Raw genomic sequence first — 18103 nt, 5'->3', positions numbered from 1 at the left:
CAGCTTTCCTTCTTGGCCTGTGCGGCAGGGAGTGTACCGGAACCATTGGAAAAAATGGTGATATTTCTTACTGCCCCGAAAGACCATAATCCTGCCGCCCCTAGCAGCCTGTCTGACGAATGCAGACGACTTCAGTCGCTGCATGAGGAGTTTTGGCTGCGTTGGCAGAATTATGGCCTTACGGGACAGTTAGAAATATCCCATTTTTGAGACTGGATCCGATACACCCCTGCCGCACAGGCCAAGAAGGAAAGCTGGGCACGACCACTCCGGGAAGGACAAGGGCCCCCGGGTCTGATACCTGTATCCTCGGCCACTCGAAATGTTGTGTTTATAATATATTGTATGGAAAGAGGATTTGATGTAAAGCTAAAAAAGTATAATTTAATATAGAGGTAAAAAAATCCCTTAGCAGGTTGTGTATGTATGATATGCTTCCAATAAAGTCTAACTTATTGGGGGCACATCAGTGGCCTGCGTGGGGATTTTTTTAATTTTTATATTATAATTTTTTACTTATAAAATTTTTTATGACTTTAATTTTTTGATTACTTTAGTTACTTGATCAGTTCAGGTCGAGGAACTGTTCGTAGATTCGGCAGACTTCTTTTGCCTGTTGTTCTTCTGGCATTTCGCAGAAGATTCGGATCAGGGGTTCGGTGCCGGAGAAGCGGCCTACTACCCAGCCGCCGTTTTTGAAGTAGACTTTGCTGCCGTCTAAGTAGGAGACGTGGTCTATTTCGTAGGGGAGGGCGGGGAGTTGTTTTTCTTCCAGGAGGATTTTTTGTACGGCTTCTTTTTTGTCCTGGTTGAATTTGTAGTCTCTTTCTTCCATGTATATCTTGCCGCATTCGGCTTCGATGTCGGCATAGATTTCGGAGAGTTTTTTGCCGGTGACGGCTATCATTTCTACCAGGAGGCAGGCGGCATAAACGCCGTCTTTTCCGTGGATGTGGCCGCGGACGGTGAGGCCTCCGGAGGATTCGCCGCCGATGACTGCGTTGGTTTCGGTCATCTTGGCGGAGATGTGTTTGAAGCCGACGGGGACTTCATAGCATTTCTCGCCGAATTCCTGCGCTACCTTGTCGAGCATGTGGGTGGTGCAGATGTTGCGGACGACGGGGCCCTGCCAGCCTTTGTATTTTACCAGGTAGTAGTAGAGGAGCACCATGATGTCGTTGGGGTGAAGGAATTTTCCTTTGTCGTCAATGACGCCAAGGCGGTCGGCATCGCCGTCGGTGGCTATGCCGATGTCGCATTTTCCGTCCAGGACGAAATTCTGGAGGGGGCGGAGTGTTGCCGCGGTGGGGGCGGGAAGCTTGCCGCCGAAAAGCGTATCGTGGCGTTCATGGATGGTGTCAACTTCGCATCTGGCCGTAAGCAGTATGGTCTTGATGGAGGTTTCGCTTACGCCGTACATGGGGTCAAGGGCGATTTTGAGCCTGCTGTTGCGGATGGCCTGCATATCAATGTTGTCTATGATATTGTCCAGGTATTCGTTCAGGGGATAGATTTCCTGAATCAGTCCAGCCTCCAGGGCTTTGTCGTATTCCATGGACTTTACTTCCTCGTGTTCGATCCTGGCGATGTATTTTTCGATTTCATCTGTCTGCTGGGCGCTGGCGTCCCTGCCGCCTTCGGTGAAGACTTTGATTCCGTTGTATATCGCCGGGTTGTGGCTTGCGGTAATCATCATGCCGTAGGGCATTTCATGCTTCATCACATAAAACATGACAAGGGGTGTGGGCGCTGATTTATTCACAAGATAGGCGGTTACGCCCTCTGCGGCGAATACCTGGCCGGCCCATTGCATTGCTTCTTTGGCCAGGAAGCGTCTGTCGTAGCCGATGACAATTCCTTTGTCTGCCGCATTTTCTTCTTTCATTTTAAGGCACAGCGCCCTGGCAAGAAGCTGTATATTTGCCTTGGTGAAATCGTCTCCGATCACTGCTCTCCATCCGCCTGTTCCAAACTTAATCATAGGTTTTTCCTCCCTTTTTTACACGCGTCTGTAAAAACGCACTCTCGCCTCAGTTTTATTTTTATCCCATAACCACTCTGATCTGGTGGTGGCTGCCTGCCGGAAGGACCGGTATGCGGGAAACTTTTTTCTCGTCCAGCCAGATTTCCTTCACGCCCTTCATCACGCCGTCCGGGTTATCCACGGAAATTTCCATACGGGCGCCGCGCCATTCACGGGTCATGTAGAATTTCTTCCAGTCTGCCGGTACGCAGGGGTCGATGTCAAAATGGTCAAACTGGGGCTTCATGCCCAGCATATATCTGGTGGCGGAAAAGTAAGCCCATCCGCCGGTGCCTGTCATAAACGGATGTCTTGCCCGTCCGAAGGCGGTATGGTCGCGGCCCATAATGAACTGGCAGTAGGAATAGGGCTCCGCTTCCCTGATTTCAATTTTGTCGTTCTGATAGTAGGGGCAGAGGGCGTCGTAGAACTTCATGGCCCGATCGCCGCGTCCCAGTACGCATTCCGCCGCCCATGCCCAGGGATTGGGGTGGGAAAAAATGGAGCCGTTTTCCTTCAGGCCGGGGTAAACCCTGGTTACAAAGCCGATATCGTCATCAGGGACCGTATAGGAGGGGGCATTTAACTGGATGCCGTAAGGGGTGTAGAGGTATTTATCCACGCTGTCCATGGCTTTTTTCCCTTTTTCCGGGTTGGCTGCTCCGGAAAGCACCGCCCAGGAATTGGACTCCAGATGCACCTTGCCTTCCTTATCCTGATTCGTTCCGATCTTTCTTCCGTTTTTGGTGATGCCGCGGATGAACCATTCCTCATCCCACAGCTCTTTGTTGCATACCTCTTTTACCCGTTCCGCCATCTGCGTATAGGTAGCTACATCCTCTTTTCTTCCCAGGAAGGAGGCCAGATCTATAAAATTACACAGCGCCCAGTAATGGAGGAAGGATACCAGCGCGCTTTCGCCGCCGCCCAGGTTCAGGCAGTCGTTCCAGTCCGCGCGGAGCCCCTTGCAGACGCCGGTTGCGCCTACCTGCTTCGCACTGAAATCCAGGATTTTTTTCATATGCTCATAAACGGTTCCTTCCCCGCCGTCCGCGTAGGTGAGGATTTCGTCCGCAAAATCAAATTCTCCGGTTTCCCTGATATATTCAACAAGGGAGGACACCAGCCAGAGGGCATCGTCCGAGCAGGCGTCAGCGAGGCCATGCACATAGTCATCCTTATTCGGCGTGGGGATGACTGTGGGGGATTTGAAAGGCTTGACCTCGTTGTCGGGAACAAACCACTCCGGCTGGAAAAGGTGCAGTCCATAACCATCTGACACCAGACCTCTGCAAAGCTCCTCCAGCCTCTGCCTGCATTTACCGGGATTGGAGTGAGGTATGGTCATGGCATCCTGTGCCGTGTCTCTGTAGCCCAGGCCGGTTCTTCCTCCCACTTCAATGAAGGAAGCGAACCGTGAAAACATCACATTGATTTCCGCCTGATACAGAGTCCATGTATTGATCAAAGTGTTCATACCCTCATTGGGGGTCTGAATCTGGAGTTTGTCAAATTTGCTGTTCCAGTATTTTTTAAGGTCGGCATAGGAAAGATCCACCGCAGCCGTGCTGCTGTATTTTTCCCGCATCCTGCGTCCTGCTTCCCGGTTTCCTTCCCCAAGCATGAAAACAAGACGGATTTCTTCTCCGGGCGCCAGGGTGATGTTCTTCTGCAGGCTGCCACAATGGTTGTTGCCCAGTTCAAAGGAGCCGCCGCACTGCCCTTTTTCCACTGCAATGGGGTTATCCTCCGTCCGGTAGGGGCCGATGAATTTATCCCGCAGGCAGTCAAAGCCGTCCGGCTCAAAATTCCCGGTAAAATACTGGAAGCCGAACTCTTCATAAAAAAGATCATGTTCTATAATGCCGTCTTCATAGGAAGAACCGGCGCAGTACATGCTCATCTGGAAATTCTGGTTGTCTATCATGATATGGTGGAAGGAGAACTCACAATAGGAAAAAACGCTCAGCTCGCGCACTCTGTCGCTGTTGTTTTTAAGCTTCACATCCCACAGCTCCACCGGATCCTCCAACGGGATGGAAAGCTTCTGGCTTGCCGCAATGTCCTTATATTCGCTTTCATATACCGTATAGGACATGCCGTGGCGGCAGCTATACTTCGCTTCCTCCAGGCTCTTGCCCACGGGCTGCCAGGAAATGCTCCAGTAATCCCCGTCCGCATTGTCTCTTATGTACACATAATGTCCGGGACGGTCCATAGGAATGCTGTTTCCCCGGAAGCGGGTGATTCTGTGGTATTCCGGCGTTTTGTAAAACATATAGCCGCCTGCCGTATGATTCACCACCGCACACATATCCTTCAGTCCCAGGTAATTGGTCCAGGAGGTGGGCAGGTCCACTCTGTCAATCACATATTCTCTTTTTTCATTGTCAAAATGTCCGTACTGCATATCTGCTCCCATCTGCGCATCCTTTGCGCGCATGCGGCCTTCGCCGCGCGTATCGTCAGAAGGAAGGGCGCTGCCTGAGCCTCCCCGTTCCCCCGAATGCTTCATCATATTTATTATAACGGCTGGGGCGTCCGGAGGCTATGGTCAGATATGTGAAAATTTGTATATAATTGTTCTCATAAAGCCCGGTTTTGCAGGGGTGTCTGTGCAGATTTCAGGCTGCTCCTGAGCAGGCGGGGATTATGTTTATCATATTTAACACATGCTACAGCGTATTTGAAAATTGCCCGGCCTCCGCCCCATACCTGGAAAAAATGGGACGGAGGCCATGAAGGGAAGCAGCCTAAGCATTTTTCTGCAAGGCGGAAATCAAGGCGGGCGGGTTCATCATATGGAAGGTGTATTCTTTTCCGCCTTCTTCCTTCGAACGGGTAATTACGGTCGCTGTTTTCACAGCCGCATCGTAAAATGCTTCCGGCGTAATATCGGGGTCTACCCCGGCGCAGAGCGCATACACACCGGCTATGTAAGGCACGGTCCAGCTCCAGCCGCCGTCGGCATAATATACATAGGTATCTCCCGACATGTCCGCCGTAGTCCTGCCGTCCATGGGAACAAGAAGGCTTTTTTCAAACATTTCAGCACTTTCCCATTGCCAGCTTCCCAGCGTATAGGTGTCCGGGGAATCCGGATCCCCCAGCGGATCCAGCTTCCCAAGCCCTGCAAAGGGCGCATCCGTCCCATAAGCCTCAAAGAAATCATAATTCATCTCCGTAGATGTGGTAATCACGAATATGCCCTCGTCACTGGCATGGTGAATGGCATCCAGCATTACCTGAAGCTCTGCGTCCACCTCTTCATTGCCTGTAAAATTATAGCCTCTTGAGATAGCGATAACACGGATTTTTCCATTTTCCGGCAGAGTGCGGTTCAACTCTATTACACGCTCAATAACGCGGGCGAATTCCTTCCAGGCCACGTTCCCGTCGTCTTCCCTGTCCCAGCTTTTCACATTATCCATACCCCAGAAATACAGGGTGGCATCCGGCGCCACGCCGCAGGTTTTGCCTACGGAAATCGAAGCCAGCGCCGCACCGTGCATGGAACCGGACTGGTTCGGAACCACATGCATTTCTTCATAAAGAGCCAGATTGGAAGCATATTCCGGGTGCCCGGTATAAAGGACCTGATCAATAATTGCTATCCCCACTCCTTTTCCTGTAATTCCCTGTTCATGGAGGGACTCCATGCCCAATCCCGGAGACTTGCCCTTCTCCAGAATCAGCTGCGCCGGAAACTCCTTCTCAAGCTCCTTGGGAAAAACAGTTTCTTCATTATAAGTGATGTTGGGTATACATCCCGCAAGACGGTCTTTCTGTGTCTGTTTCATCTTACTGCCGTCATACCAGCGGATATCGGCAAAATTCTCCTCCAACTCTATGTATCGGTTTTTATAGTATTCCACCATATCCGCCGCGGCTTCCGCCTGACGGGCGATCCCGGTCCCATCCTTGGTCAAGCTGTCCGTAAAGGCTGGCGCCTCCTTTCCGTGGGAGCCCTCCGCATTTTCTGTGCCGCCGCAGGCGGCGCACAGAGACAGTATACAAACCAGGCAGGCTATTTTCATAAATCGTTTCATGTCTTTCCTCCAATCAGCTTAATCTTGTGATATTCTGCAATATCGGTTTTTATTGTAATATTATGTTATGGCATGGGTCTGTTCTACTTAAGTAGAATATATTTTCATACTACTCTAATAGAATGGAAATGTCAACGGATTCCGGCAAATATTCAGGGTAATGTAGCATTGCCATAACGGTTTGATTATTTTAATTGCTTTACCTGCTTTTTGGCTCCTGTTTTTCAGTTTTTGCACAGAAAAAGGCTCCGTACATTTCCACAATGCACGGAGCCGGTCGGGTCTTATCTACACTTTTTTATACTTCTTATCTATACATCTTATTCGTTCATCTTACCTGTTCATTTACATCTTCCAAAAGCATCTCTTCCACAATCCGCGCCGCTTCCGCCACGATATGGCTGCAGGGGCGTGTGGCATAATACGCAGCGGTCCGCTGGGAAGGTCTGGCGCTTTCCGTTACAGACGCCGGCATCCCGAGAAGCTCACGGCAGATAATACTGCCCCTTTTTTCACGAAAAGCATCGCTCATTTTCCGGACGATTTCATAGGAACGCGTTTTGGCTTCTTCATCGGAAGGATCCGTATTCCCCATTTTCAGCCCTGACAGCATCGCCATGGCGGAAACCGTTCCACAAACCTCACGCATACGCCCGACGCCCGCTCCCATAGGGCAGGCCAGCTTAAGCGCCGTCTCCCTGTCCATCCCGAACAGGTCCGCATAAGCGGCAAAGACGGACTGCGCACAGTTAAACCCTGATTCAAACAGCATAACCGCATCCTGCACTCTGCTTTCCATTTCCGTTCCCATCCTTATTTATTCTTACCGCAGCACTTCTTATACTTCTTTCCGCTGCCGCAGGGACAGGGATCATTGGGATAAACCTTTTTATCCTTTACGATAGTTGTGGAAGACTTCTGCTCCTTGTAAAGCGCTTTTCTCGTCTCCTCATCAAAAATATCGTTCCACTCTTCCAGCTCATACAGCCAGTCAGCGCCGGCCGCAACCATATTTTTATAAAGAAGGGCCTTATCGAATCCCAGGTTTACCTCGGTATCCTCTTCCATCTCCTCGATAGGGTTGGATTCCACCAGACTTTCGTCGATTCCGTCCAGGAAGCCGGTCATCGTCATGATATCCACATCATACTTTTCAGCCAGTTCCTTTACAGTTCCCTTAACCACCTCGTCAGGGTTCTTTAAAAGCTGGGCGTAAATCTCTTTTTCCTTTTCAAAATAAGCAGCCCAGAGCCTCTGCAAATCTCCCTTGTTGGCCGTTTCGGAATAAGCCATTGATCTCCACTGTTCTAATAATGCCATTTCTTATCACCTCATCCGTGTATTTTCACCGGTTATATCCGGCTCACTTTATTCAGCACCTTCCAATACGGAACATACTGCTGCAGGATTTACCGCATATTTTCCTTGCTTTCGCTCAGAATAGAAATAGTATATAACAAAATTCCCATAAAGTCCAGCCAGACTTCCCATGCCGCGCGACATATACAGGAAAGTTCCATATGATTTCTTTTAAAAGATAAACAGTGGCTTTAATTGTTATTTTAAAGCCGCCGCCTTTACTTCGCGCCGTTACAGATCTAATGGCAGGCAACGGTTTTACGTGCTATTGCGTCAGTACCTTTTTTCGTTTGCCATGCGCTGTAATGAAGAATAACAAAAGCCATACAAGGCAATGTGCTGACAAAACTGTTATGTTTATCCATATATCCTGCATTTTCCCAGTCAGTAAGTCCATTAATCCATAAAAGGTTGCGCTGGACGGCAGCAGATACGATAAGGCATGTGTAATACTGCCCATGGGGACAGCCAGATAAAATAAAACAGGCGGGGCAAGGAACAAAATCATTACAATCTTGATATATACAATGCCTGCCATAAGGCCATTTGAAAAGTGTCCTATAAACAACCCGGCTAACGCGGCAATAAACGCTGACAAGACAATCATTAACAGCAGCGGCAGAATCCCGCTGACAGTAATTTTCATACAGACGAGGGCTGTTATAATCGCAGATAAAATACCGCCCAAAAATCCTAACGTGATTTTTTGAAACATATACTCCCATTTTGCCATAGGCAAAACTTCGTTGATAAAGGCAATGCCGTCCTCCTTTTCACTGATTATGCTCATGGCGTTAAAGGTGCAGCCCATAAACATAGCCGTAACCATTGTAATTACTATCAACAGGGATTTAAGGCCATCGTTGTTGTCCGCAGCAGGGATAATAGTTGTTTGAGATAAAGCCATGTTTTCCCTTTCCGCGTAAAGCTGAGGGAGTGTGTTGCCAATCACTGTATTTACTTGCAGCTCGTCGCCTGACAGCAGCGTTTTAATTCCATTCCTGTCTTGCAGTACGCCAATCGCTTGTGTCGCAGGGTCATTGACAGCCTTTTCCAAAGATATCATATCGGGGAATACTGTAACGCTGCCGTTTGTCTGCAACCATTCTATTGTGTCATTCGTGAGGTCATTTTCCAAAATGCAAAATGCTGTTTCGCCCAAAGATGAAAGGCTCACCCCAGAAAGCAGATTGATAACAAATCCAACAATAACAGGCAGCAAAAAGGAGAGAATACACATTTTGTCCCGCCGGATATTTTTAAGCTGATACCTTAATCCTTTCATGTTATCCCTCCTTTGCCATTTCACAGAGAAGCACACGGCGTACAAGCAGGAACAACGCTATCATTGTCAGTCCGCAAATTGTATAGTAAATGCCATTTGCAGCCGATACACCCCAATACGCATTTTTCATTGCCATAAACAGAGGATACATGGGGTGATACTTTATCCAATCCCAGGCAATCCCCGTCTGTCCCGCAAGAAATACGGGAGTTGTAATAAAAACCGCCAAAACAAGATACAGTAAAGAAAATTGCCTGAAACCGGGCAGCAGCATCGCGCAAAAAAACCCTGCCAATGCCATAAACATGGACAAAATACCCGTTTGTAGTAAAACGTGCGGCAACACGGACAGCCCCATTGGAATGCCTAAATTTATGACGGTCAAAAGTGTTGCAAATACAAGGTCGGACAGCAGAAACAGACCTAACTTCGAGACGATAAACGCCGTTTTGCCCACAGGCAGCACCCCGTGGACGCGGATAAGCCCCATTTGTTTTTCTTTGAACAGCAGGGAAGCAAGTCCTAAGAAGCCGACCGCCGTTAATTCAAAAAACAGAAATTCACAAGTGATTTCCCTGCGGTTTTTCATTTCCTTGTTATCCTGTCCGATTATCTCTGCCGCAGTATGCAATTTGGGGGACAGCAAAAAGTTTGCATATGCGGCACGGTATCTGTCCGTACTGTCTATGCCAGATGAAACCATAATAATTTCCGGCGTTCCATTGGAAGCGTCAATGCCGACGGCATAACCGTCCCTGCTTTCTGCCTGCAATTTCTCTATACTGTCAACTTCTGTTATTTCAGCGGACGCTGTACTTTGCGTATGGAGCGGATCATAGAGATACACCGGATATATGTTCTGATCCAGGTTTATATAGACAAAATTAATGTAACACGAATACAGAATGAGGGAGCCAAGCGCAAGCAGGAAAAACCTGCCTGATAACATCAGTTTAAAGTCCTTTTTCAGCAAAGCAAGAAACCTTCTCCACATTATGTCAACCCCCTCCCTGTATACTGGATAAACATATCTTCAAGCGTTGGTTCTTTGGAATGAATACTGATGATCTCGTCATATGGGAACGGAATACCCGCCTTCAGCTCTGGCATTTCAATGACTGCTGTACCGTGCTTTCCCTGATATACATAATTAATTTCGACTTGATGATTGCTGTTTTCTTCTTTTAACTTTTTCGGCGTGTCGATTGCCTTTATTTCACCGTCAGCGATAAAAGCTACCCTGTCACAAAGCAAATCCGCATCCATCATGTTATGAGTAGTCAGGAAAACCGTTGTGCCTTTTTTCCGTTCTTCCTCAATGATCCCCCGGAACAGTACCGCGCCCTGCGGGTCAAGTCCGCTTGTCGGTTCATCTAAAAACAAAAGCTGCGGATTGTTCAGTAACGCCCGTGCCATGCTAACACGCTGCCGCATTCCTTTGGAGCAGGAAGATACAGGCTTTTTCAAGAAGTCCTTTTTAAACTCCAACAGCTCCAACAGTTCGTTTATGTCGCGCCGGCTGTCTGCAGGATAAAATGAAGCAAAATAGTGCAGATTGTCGAGTGCGCTTAAATTCGTGTAGAGATATGGAAATTCAAACAGCACACCGATTTTCTCCCGAAAGTTCTTTTGCTGAGACCCCAAAGCCTTACCGAAAAGGCGGACATTTCCCCCATATCCTTGTAGAATGCCCGTCAAAATTTTCTGTGTGGTAGACTTTCCGGAACCATTCGGGCCTAAAAATCCGAATATCTCACCGTCAGCTACGGAAAAGGTCAACCCATGCAGGGTTTGTTTTTGTTTCTGGTATGAGAAAGTTAAATTTTCAACCTCAATCATTCTTCATCACCCCATTTGTCTTTTCGCTTATCTTTTTGTTCTTTCTGGCGTTTGCTCCACCAATTCATAAATTTAACTTTGAATGGAAGAGAGATTGCCACCACGATAATAACCAGCCACCAATACCATTCCAATCCTAAAAACATATCCTTTTCCTCCTATCTGTTTTAATAAGGTCAGTCTATGAAAATGCGATGAAATCGAAGTGTGGCGGCTGTGAAATCGGTGTGAAATAAAAATGCCCTGCTTCATTTAAGAGCAAGGCGTTTCCTCGTTTCGGCTTTATGCAATTATGGAGAAATCAAAATAAAATTCAACACCGTTTGGTTTGTTTTCAACACCATAGTCCGTTTCACACATGGACAGGATTTGAGCGACGATAGAAAGGCCAAGGCCGGAGCTGTTAAAGGTGTTATTTTGTGAGGACTTTCCGCGGTAAAATTTCTCCCAAATCATTGGAATATCCTGCGGCGGTATCTGTTCCCCTTGATTGAAGATTGAAAACCGCAATTTACTTTCCCTCCGGATAACAGATAAATGAATTTCACCGCTATCACAAACATGGTTTTTTGCATTTTGTATCAAATTATTAAGGACCTGCTCCATGCGGTATTTATCGGCATAAATAAAGGCTTTTTCGTCCGGCAGTTCATAAGTAAAACGGTAATTTGCATTTGGTGTGTCTATCAGTAAACGTCCGGCGACGGTTTCGGCCAGCTCTATAAAGTCAAAGCGTTCCTCTGACAGCTTTGCGGCCCCCGCTTCCAATGCAGACAAATCAAGCAGGGAAACAATCATAGTATTCATGCGGTCTGTTGCAGATAAGATAACCTCCATGTAATGCTGTTTTTTCTGTTCATCGGTTTCCTCTTTCAGCCCCTCAACATAGGCGCGGATAAGGCCAAGCGGCGTTTTCATTTCATGGGATAAGCTGTCAACCAATTCTTTTCTCTGCGTCAATAGTAAATGCTGCTTCGTCGCTTCTTTTTCAAGCTGCTTATTGGCTGCTTCCAGTTTTTCAAGAGCTTCCCCCAGATTAGAAAACATTGTATTCAGGTTTTGTGAAAGCTCTCCAAATTCATCCTCCGCGTGTATATTGCAATGCGCTGAAAAATCTAACTTTGCCATTTGCCTCGCCGTGCGGTTGATTTCATCGAGCGGCTTTGAAATAAAACGCCCCAGCATAGCGTCCACGCCGATGATAACCGCCACCAATAGCCCAAACCAAATAACAAAGGCTATGCTTCGATTGGTTGGTAATTCCGATGTAAAAACATAAAAAAAGACGATAATGCCGCCCGCTAATTTTGAAAGCAGCAGCACTTTTTTCCGAACCGTATTCAATCCAAACCACGCATTTATCTTTTTCATCGTCATACCTCAAACTTGTAGCCGGAACGTATCAACGTAACGATATGATGCCCCTGCGCACCAAGCTTTTGACGCAAAGTCTTGATGTGTGTATCCACTGTCCGGGTATTTCCCCCGAAATCATATCCCCAAATACGGTTTAACAGTTGTTCGCGGGAAAACACTTGATTTTTATTCTGCATGAAAAAACGCAATAGCTCAAACTCCTTATAGGTTAAGTCAATATCGTCGCCCGCTGCAATAACGCTGTGTGAAGCCGTTGCTAAAGTCAGATCGCCGACAGTTAAGGTTTCCTGGGTATTTTCAGACGAGGAACGGCGTAGCAAGGCATTGACCTTTGCTAACAGCACCTTGGGGCTAAACGGTTTTGTCATATAATCATCGGCGCCGTAATCATAGCCCTTTAACTTGTCACCCTCCCCCTCCTTTGCCGTAAGAAAAATGATAGGGAAATTATACATTTCTCTCGCTATCTTACAGACAGAAAAGCCGTCCAGGTGCGGCATCATAATATCTAAAATCGCCAAATCCACGGGATTGTTTTTCAAAATCGTAACAGCGTCAATGCCGTCGTCTGCCGTAATGCAGGAATGGCCGCCACGCTTCATATATTCTACAATAATATCCTGCATATTTTTTTCATCTTCTGCAATCAAAATAGTAGCCATACAAATTTACTCCTTTCCTCTGAAAGATTCATTTCGTTGCCCGTCAGCGGGGCTTTCCGCGTCTTTTGGTATCAGGCATATATGGCTGATACGCTCAATAACCGGTATTCTGTTATCCTCGCAGAGCTTCTGTACGCGTCGTTCTGAAATACCCCATTTTATCGCAGCTTCCGGGGCAGTTGTATAATCCATATACTAATTGTCATTTCTGTTTTATATCGCCAATTATATACGGACTGCCGAACAAAATCAATAAAACTGATATGAACAATATGCTTTATTACTGTTAATGTTTTAATATGTGTAATCACATCCCCAAACAAAGATGAACGGCAAAATGCAGCAAATTTTGCCCCTACCGAATGGCATGAGTACCTAAAAAAGCGGCGTTCCTTATCTTTCATGGGAAAGTAAGAAACGCCGCCTGTCTGGTGGTGTGTTGTGCTTTTTAAATTATTTGATGATGTGCCACACCATTTCTGACGGTGGTTTAAGGTTATTTTCAAAAGGATTTCGACGGCAAACTTCCATTAATCATGACGGTTTCTGCGTCCGAATAAGCTGAATATCCTCAGGCAGACAGGAAACCACTTTATCCGCCTGCGTTTCAACTTCCAGACAGTTCTGTCGCGCCGAATAGCGGAAGGAAACCGGGCCATAATATGTCGGGATATTTTGTACTTCAAAATCTTCCTTCAGCCAGCTTTCCGGTATCCCGGAACCAATCAGCAGCGTCCCGTCATCTTCACGAATAAGACAGTCCCTTAAAAGAAGGAATACTTCCGCAGCAGTCCATCCATGAGGGGTTACATAATTAATGTCATCCCAGCCTCTTGTCCGCTGCCAAAGCTGCGCCGAATTTTCGTCATTTTCCCCTTCGTGATAGGTATATAGTCCTGGTGCGGTATGGGTGGATAAAAACATTTCAATAGATACCCATGCCCTGTCTTTTCTGCCTGTCAGCAGCTGGTTATGAGCCTGGCCGGCTTCGAAGTACGTCCATAACGGTTCCGGATGGTGCACTCCCCCGGGACATCTTACGTTTTCCCAAAATTCATCAAATTTATCAAGAATTTCCTTATCTGCAACAGAAGCCCAGCCCGCAGGCCAGAAAGCACAGTTTACATCCCTGTCATTCTGCCCGAAAATCTGGGAAGATTTCCTTTTGATTGCAGCTTTCAGCTTTTCGGCCGCAGCCTTCCATTTTTTCGCTTCTTCCCCATACCCGGCTGCTTCGGCACAAAGTGCAGCTCTGCTAAGCCCAAGATAGGCAAAGGAGTTTACCCAGATTATTGGATAATGATTATCCATCCTGCCCTGTATCAGCCCTTCCGCCGCAGGAAGACACATCATATCAAGGTTTGGTTCCAGCATCATCTGCGGAGTAGTGAATTCTGTATGAATCTTTACCGGTTTATCGGTTTCCAGCATACGAAGCAAAAATTCCGCCTTTTTTCTTATGTGGGGATACATATCCTCCAGGTATTCCTGATCCCGTGTCAACAGATAATGTTCTGACAGAATCCATATGATTTCTCCGGGAGCATCTCCCTCCGATCCAAAGCCACCAAATGCATACTTTTGAGCAATTCCCCTGCAGGACGCCTCCGAAAATTCGTGCATTCCTCCTTTGTTCAGCGCATTCACCACATATGCTCCGTCACGAAGCCACCAGAGTGGATAGGAAACAGGAGAAATGCGCGGATCATCATGAACCGTAAACATATACAAATGCACCAGCTGGCAGTAAAATGCATCCGTAAATCTCTTATCCGGCAGCTGCAAGCCTATTTTAAGTTTCTTTTTCCAGAAAGTGAGCAGGCGCTCTTTTGTCTCTTCCCAATGGATTTCTTCCGTATAGGAAAGATTCTTTCCAACCATCCAGTGTCCCGCATGCAGCCTGCACATAAAATCATAAATGCCGCTTTCCCCCGGCTTCAGGCAGTATGAATAGACAAGTACACCGCTGGCCCAGCCGGAAGCATCCTCTGTTTCCCATTGTCCGGGAAGCTGTCCTTTTTTCAGATAGCAGGAAATATCTTTTCCAGTTTTTGCATAACTCACCGTTCGGAACTGTTCCGGCTCTTTTCCCATAACAAACACAGGAGCACCGTTTATTTTGACGCAGTGGGTACTGCTTTTCAAGCTGTGAATGGCTCCTCCTGCTGCCCCGAAGGAACGAATAGGGATAAACAAACTGCCCTGTGCCGTTTCCTCGCTGGAATTCGTTAACTCAATCCTGTAATAGTCCCTGATATCACTGATTTGCGTATCTCCCTCTGTAAAAAGACGGGAAGTCACCCGTACCTTCCCGCATTTAAAACAGGACGTCAATACCGGCAGATGACCTGCTTCAAATTTCCATTCCAAATCCGTAAGAGGCATATTTTCCGGGGCATACAGAACCCCATCCTCATATATCCAGGAAGATATGCCATAAGTACCAGGACCAGGGGAAAAAGAATTTCCCGGTTCCACAGGTGTCTTGAAAGCGTCCAGTGTTCCGGGAACGCCCAATATTACATGAGTATCGCTTCGGTTCCATATCCAATCCGGATGCTTTTCTTTCATTTCTGCCATTGACGCATGTTCAAGCATCTTATATTTCATCTCAGACTTCCTCCTATATCACTTCCAAATCATTTACGGTACCTATAAAAGGGTATGGCTGATGCGGTTCACTTTGATACCAATAGGCCACAGAAGCAATATCATCCTGCAAAGGCAGATATCTTCCCTCCGAACGCCAGCCCAATCCCTGTACTGTTACCTTCAGTTCCTCTTCAAAACGGATCGGATCCGGCACATGGAACCGGTACATTCCAAATCTTGTATTTCCCTTCAGGAAGCCATCCGGTTTAATTACCTGGTGAAAGCCCAGAAATGCCGAAGTATAATCCCCATACTGAGAATTATTTCCCTCAAAAGCCCACGCTCCGCCAAAATAATCTTCTGTTCCTGTTCCACAAATCGTAGGGAATTCCTTATCGCCATCCATATAAAACTTCATTTCTCCTTCTCCCCACCAGCCATTGCTGTTGGTCTGCCATGCCAGATACGTTCCTACATACTGTCCTTTACCTTTTACCCCATCCAGAATTGTATGCACGTCCATATATTTAAGAGGATTGCTTCTTCTCCACTGAGCATGAAAATACGCAGCATTATCCGGCACTTCGGCCAGAGAATAATCTATCTGGAAAAAGAATTGCGGAATATCCCTGCTTCCGATGTTCTCCACAGTAATCCTGGCCCGTTTTCTGAATGGCATCGGCCAATAGCTGTTCATCCCCCCTGCAGTCATTACAGCCACTGGCAGCGCGTTTACAATCGTTCTTTCGCACCAACCGCAGCAATAAAAATCCCCAAGCGGACACTCCACGGACGGCGTTTCTTCCTCATCCCAGGTAATCCGGAGAATAATGCTCCTCCATAATTCAGGCGCACAGGTCATCCACATGTGCTGTATCCATCCAGGTCCATCAATCTCTGCCAGGACAAAGGAGCTTTTTGCTCCCAGAAAAATTGCAGGCGAAACTTTCCAGCCCTGCCCCAGTTCACGCGCACAGGACGCACCCACGCCTTCCAACGCTTTTCCGCCCATTCCTTTTTCCCCTGTAAAATTTTCTGCGCTGATGGAACGCGATTTTGCATCAGACATAAGTGCAATATTTCCCAGTCCCATCCCTATATTGTTTAATTCCATAGTTATATCCTCTCATTTCCATTTAATCAGTTTTCAGCCCTTAATTCCTCCGGCAAATATATCCGGAACTATGTATTTGGAAAGACTTGCATAAATTATCAAAGTAGGAACCGATATAATTAATGCTCCTACCATTATTGTTCCCCATGGTGTCTCAAACATCTGTCCCTGAATTCCTGCCAATGCCACCGGGAAGGTCAGCTTTGATTCCGTACTGAGAACAATAAACGGCCAAAAATAATCATTCCACGTAGTAATAAATCCATTAATATACACTGTTATCATCATCGGCCGAATCAGTGGAAGCGCTACCAGCCAGTAAGAACGAAAGCTTCCCGCACCGTCCATCCTGGATGCCTCCAGTAATTCATCCGGAACGGAATACATGGCCTGACGAAATAAGAATACACCAAATGCCCCGGCCATTGCAGGAAGAATAATAGCCAGATAAGTGTCTGTAAGCCGCAGTCTGGACATTTCCAGAAACTGGGGAATATAACCTGCTGTTGAAGGTATCAGCATGGTTCCCAATACAGCCCCAAATAAAATTTTATCTCCCCGAAACCGAAACTTTGCAAAAGCGTACCCTGCCAGAGAATTAAAGAAAAGCTGCAGCACTGGTATAATAACCGCAATCAGAAAACTGTTCAGTATATTTCGGACAAAACAGGGAAAGTAAACCGGCAGGCGCTGGAAATTTTCCAGTGTAAAAAGATTGGGAATCAGACTTGGAGGATAGGTGAATATTTCCGAAACCGGCTTGAAAGCCGAAACAAGATTCCAATAGAAAGGAAACAAGGAAATTGCGGCTATTGCTCCCAGCAAAATACCAATAACCCAATTATGTATTTTTCTTTTTTTATTCATCATTTCACCTCCCTGTCTTCCCGAAACAGTTTGAACTGCAGCACGGCAAAAACCGTTGTTATTACAGCTACGATCAATGACATCGCCGCTCCATATCCATATTTCAGATTCGCAAATCCTTCTGAATAAATATAAATTGCAGAGGTCCGGCACGCACCCAAAGGCCCGCCGTTTCCTAAAGCTGCCCCAGCCTTGTTAAACAGCAAAAACGGCTCCTGAAAAATATTCCAGCCTGCAATGGTCCCGGAAAATGCCTGAAAAAGCAGTATCGGAAGCATGGACGGGAGCGTAATATAAAACTGTTTTTGAAAATATCCCGCGCCTTCCAATCTCGCATATTCATACAAAGATTGATCGATTCCCATCATACCGGCCAGCGTATACACCACGTAATACCCCATGCCTCTCCAGATAATAAGTATAATCGTGGAGATTTTTGCCCAGACAGGATCCGTAAGCCATGACACACCATTTATCCCCAAAGCATTTAAAAGGAAATTCAGAATACCGAAATTTTCGTCGAACATCAGCTGGAAGATCAGTATAACCGCTACCAAGTTCGTTACTGTTGGGAGGTAAAAGACACCGGACAGCATACCGCGCAGCCGGGGTGCCAGACTTACCATAAATGATGCGATGATAAACGCAATTACCAGTTGCACAGGAAGTGTACAAACCCAAAATATTGCCGTATTTTTCAAACTGTCCCAAAAGATAGGGTCCTTCAGGGCATCGCAATAATTTTGTAAACCTACAAATGTAAAATCTGAGCCGAACCGCACATCAAATACGGATAGCCACAGAGAATAAAGCTGAGGGAACAGCTGAAATGCAATGTATGTGAGAAAGAAGGGCGCAATAAAAAGATAGGGAACGCGGCTTTTTTTTATGCCGCTGTGTTTTTTTGCTGTACTCATATTTCTTTTCCTCGATTTG

The 18103-nt window shown here is 46.7% G+C and carries 16 protein-coding genes; 1 reads left to right on the top strand and 15 read right to left on the bottom strand.

Annotated features, from left to right (window positions below; genetic code table 11):
- Positions 1–210, top strand: a 210-nt coding sequence (locus tag HMPREF1548_RS30245; RefSeq protein WP_021637343.1) for a hypothetical protein, incomplete at its 5' end; no start/stop codon positions are given.
- A 355-nt stretch (positions 211–565) separates the two neighbouring features.
- On the opposite strand, the gene HMPREF1548_RS15920 is transcribed toward HMPREF1548_RS30245, so the two are convergent.
- The 15 genes from HMPREF1548_RS15920 to HMPREF1548_RS15850 all read right to left on the bottom strand — a co-directional run bounded on the left by HMPREF1548_RS15920 (position 566) and on the right by HMPREF1548_RS15850 (position 18084).
- A complete protein-coding gene (locus HMPREF1548_RS15920) occupies positions 566–1981 on the bottom strand; it encodes a phosphoglucomutase/phosphomannomutase family protein (RefSeq protein ID WP_021637342.1) in 1416 nt (471 codons plus the stop codon).
- Between the two features lie 61 nt (positions 1982–2042).
- On the bottom strand, positions 2043–4541 hold the full coding sequence (locus HMPREF1548_RS15915) for a glycoside hydrolase family 94 protein (protein ID WP_021637341.1): 2499 nt from the start codon (positions 4539–4541) through the stop codon (positions 2043–2045).
- Between the two features lie 235 nt (positions 4542–4776).
- The gene (locus HMPREF1548_RS15910; RefSeq protein ID WP_021637339.1) at positions 4777–6072 is read right to left on the bottom strand and encodes a S8 family serine peptidase; all 1296 of its coding nucleotides are present in this window, start codon (positions 6070–6072) and stop codon (positions 4777–4779) included.
- Positions 6073–6400: 328 nt separating this feature from the next.
- Positions 6401–6871, bottom strand: a complete 471-nt coding sequence (locus tag HMPREF1548_RS15905) for a C-GCAxxG-C-C family protein (protein ID WP_035322429.1) — start codon at positions 6869–6871, stop codon at positions 6401–6403.
- Positions 6872–6885: 14 nt separating this feature from the next.
- Positions 6886–7392: an SEC-C metal-binding domain-containing protein gene (locus HMPREF1548_RS15900; protein WP_021637336.1), complete on the bottom strand. Its 507-nt coding sequence runs from the start codon at positions 7390–7392 to the stop codon at positions 6886–6888.
- Positions 7393–7696: 304 nt separating this feature from the next.
- The gene (locus tag HMPREF1548_RS15895) at positions 7697–8716 is read right to left on the bottom strand and encodes an ABC transporter permease (protein WP_021637335.1); all 1020 of its coding nucleotides are present in this window, start codon (positions 8714–8716) and stop codon (positions 7697–7699) included.
- Position 8717: 1 nt separating this feature from the next.
- The gene (locus HMPREF1548_RS30915; protein ID WP_331491378.1) at positions 8718–9305 is read right to left on the bottom strand and encodes a hypothetical protein; all 588 of its coding nucleotides are present in this window, start codon (positions 9303–9305) and stop codon (positions 8718–8720) included.
- A gap of 404 nt (positions 9306–9709) precedes the next feature.
- On the bottom strand, positions 9710–10555 hold the full coding sequence (locus tag HMPREF1548_RS15885; RefSeq protein WP_021637333.1) for an ABC transporter ATP-binding protein: 846 nt from the start codon (positions 10553–10555) through the stop codon (positions 9710–9712).
- Positions 10552–10701, bottom strand: coding sequence for a hypothetical protein (locus HMPREF1548_RS30030; RefSeq protein ID WP_021637332.1), 150 nt, complete (start codon positions 10699–10701; stop codon positions 10552–10554). Before HMPREF1548_RS30030 ends, HMPREF1548_RS15885 begins: the two co-directional genes overlap by 4 nt.
- A gap of 136 nt (positions 10702–10837) precedes the next feature.
- Positions 10838–11926 carry a HAMP domain-containing sensor histidine kinase gene (locus HMPREF1548_RS15880; RefSeq protein WP_320920348.1) on the bottom strand — a complete coding sequence of 363 codons (1089 nt, stop codon included), beginning with the start codon at positions 11924–11926 and terminating at the stop codon, positions 10838–10840.
- Between the two features lie 2 nt (positions 11927–11928).
- Entirely contained in the window at positions 11929–12594 is a 666-nt protein-coding gene (locus HMPREF1548_RS15875; RefSeq protein WP_021637330.1) for a response regulator transcription factor, read from the bottom strand.
- A gap of 534 nt (positions 12595–13128) precedes the next feature.
- Positions 13129–15204, bottom strand: a complete 2076-nt coding sequence (locus tag HMPREF1548_RS15865) for a hypothetical protein (protein WP_021637328.1) — start codon at positions 15202–15204, stop codon at positions 13129–13131.
- Between the two features lie 13 nt (positions 15205–15217).
- On the bottom strand, positions 15218–16300 hold the full coding sequence (locus HMPREF1548_RS15860) for a glycoside hydrolase family 172 protein (RefSeq protein WP_021637327.1): 1083 nt from the start codon (positions 16298–16300) through the stop codon (positions 15218–15220).
- A gap of 33 nt (positions 16301–16333) precedes the next feature.
- Positions 16334–17170 (bottom strand): carbohydrate ABC transporter permease, encoded by an 837-nt coding sequence (locus tag HMPREF1548_RS15855; RefSeq protein ID WP_021637326.1) that lies wholly within the window; start codon positions 17168–17170, stop codon positions 16334–16336.
- On the bottom strand, positions 17167–18084 hold the full coding sequence (locus HMPREF1548_RS15850) for a carbohydrate ABC transporter permease (RefSeq protein ID WP_021637325.1): 918 nt from the start codon (positions 18082–18084) through the stop codon (positions 17167–17169). Before HMPREF1548_RS15850 ends, HMPREF1548_RS15855 begins: the two co-directional genes overlap by 4 nt.
- Between the last annotated feature and the right edge of the window lie 19 nt (positions 18085–18103).

The sequence above is a fragment of the Clostridium sp. KLE 1755 genome, from assembly GCF_000466465.2.
Taxonomy (GTDB): Bacteria; Bacillota; Clostridia; order Lachnospirales; family Lachnospiraceae; genus Eisenbergiella; species Eisenbergiella porci.
Note: the sequence above shows the minus strand (reverse complement) of the source record. Positions and strands in the feature narration are given on the sequence as shown.

Bases quoted from the DNA above. Each gene is read 5' to 3' on its own strand.
- HMPREF1548_RS15905 (WP_035322429.1), bottom strand. From the start codon at position 6,871: ATGGAAAGCAGAGTGCAGGATGCGGTTATGCTGTTTGAATCAGGGTTT.
- HMPREF1548_RS15880 (WP_320920348.1), bottom strand. From the start codon at position 11,926: ATGAAAAAGATAAATGCGTGGTTTGGATTGAATACGGTTCGGAAAAAA.
- HMPREF1548_RS30915 (WP_331491378.1), bottom strand. From the start codon at position 9,305: ATGAAAAACCGCAGGGAAATCACTTGTGAATTTCTGTTTTTTGAATTA.
- HMPREF1548_RS15860 (WP_021637327.1), bottom strand. From the start codon at position 16,300: ATGGAATTAAACAATATAGGGATGGGACTGGGAAATATTGCACTTATG.
- HMPREF1548_RS15855 (WP_021637326.1), bottom strand. From the start codon at position 17,170: ATGATGAATAAAAAAAGAAAAATACATAATTGGGTTATTGGTATTTTG.
- HMPREF1548_RS15900 (WP_021637336.1), bottom strand. From the start codon at position 7,392: ATGGCATTATTAGAACAGTGGAGATCAATGGCTTATTCCGAAACGGCC.
- HMPREF1548_RS15875 (WP_021637330.1), bottom strand. From the start codon at position 12,594: ATGGCTACTATTTTGATTGCAGAAGATGAAAAAAATATGCAGGATATT.
- HMPREF1548_RS15910 (WP_021637339.1), bottom strand. From the start codon at position 6,072: ATGAAACGATTTATGAAAATAGCCTGCCTGGTTTGTATACTGTCTCTG.
- HMPREF1548_RS15920 (WP_021637342.1), bottom strand. From the start codon at position 1,981: ATGATTAAGTTTGGAACAGGCGGATGGAGAGCAGTGATCGGAGACGAT.
- HMPREF1548_RS15850 (WP_021637325.1), bottom strand. From the start codon at position 18,084: ATGAGTACAGCAAAAAAACACAGCGGCATAAAAAAAAGCCGCGTTCCC.
- HMPREF1548_RS15865 (WP_021637328.1), bottom strand. From the start codon at position 15,204: ATGAAATATAAGATGCTTGAACATGCGTCAATGGCAGAAATGAAAGAA.
- HMPREF1548_RS15885 (WP_021637333.1), bottom strand. From the start codon at position 10,555: ATGATTGAGGTTGAAAATTTAACTTTCTCATACCAGAAACAAAAACAA.
- HMPREF1548_RS30030 (WP_021637332.1), bottom strand. From the start codon at position 10,701: ATGTTTTTAGGATTGGAATGGTATTGGTGGCTGGTTATTATCGTGGTG.
- HMPREF1548_RS15915 (WP_021637341.1), bottom strand. From the start codon at position 4,541: ATGATGAAGCATTCGGGGGAACGGGGAGGCTCAGGCAGCGCCCTTCCT.
- HMPREF1548_RS15895 (WP_021637335.1), bottom strand. From the start codon at position 8,716: ATGAAAGGATTAAGGTATCAGCTTAAAAATATCCGGCGGGACAAAATG.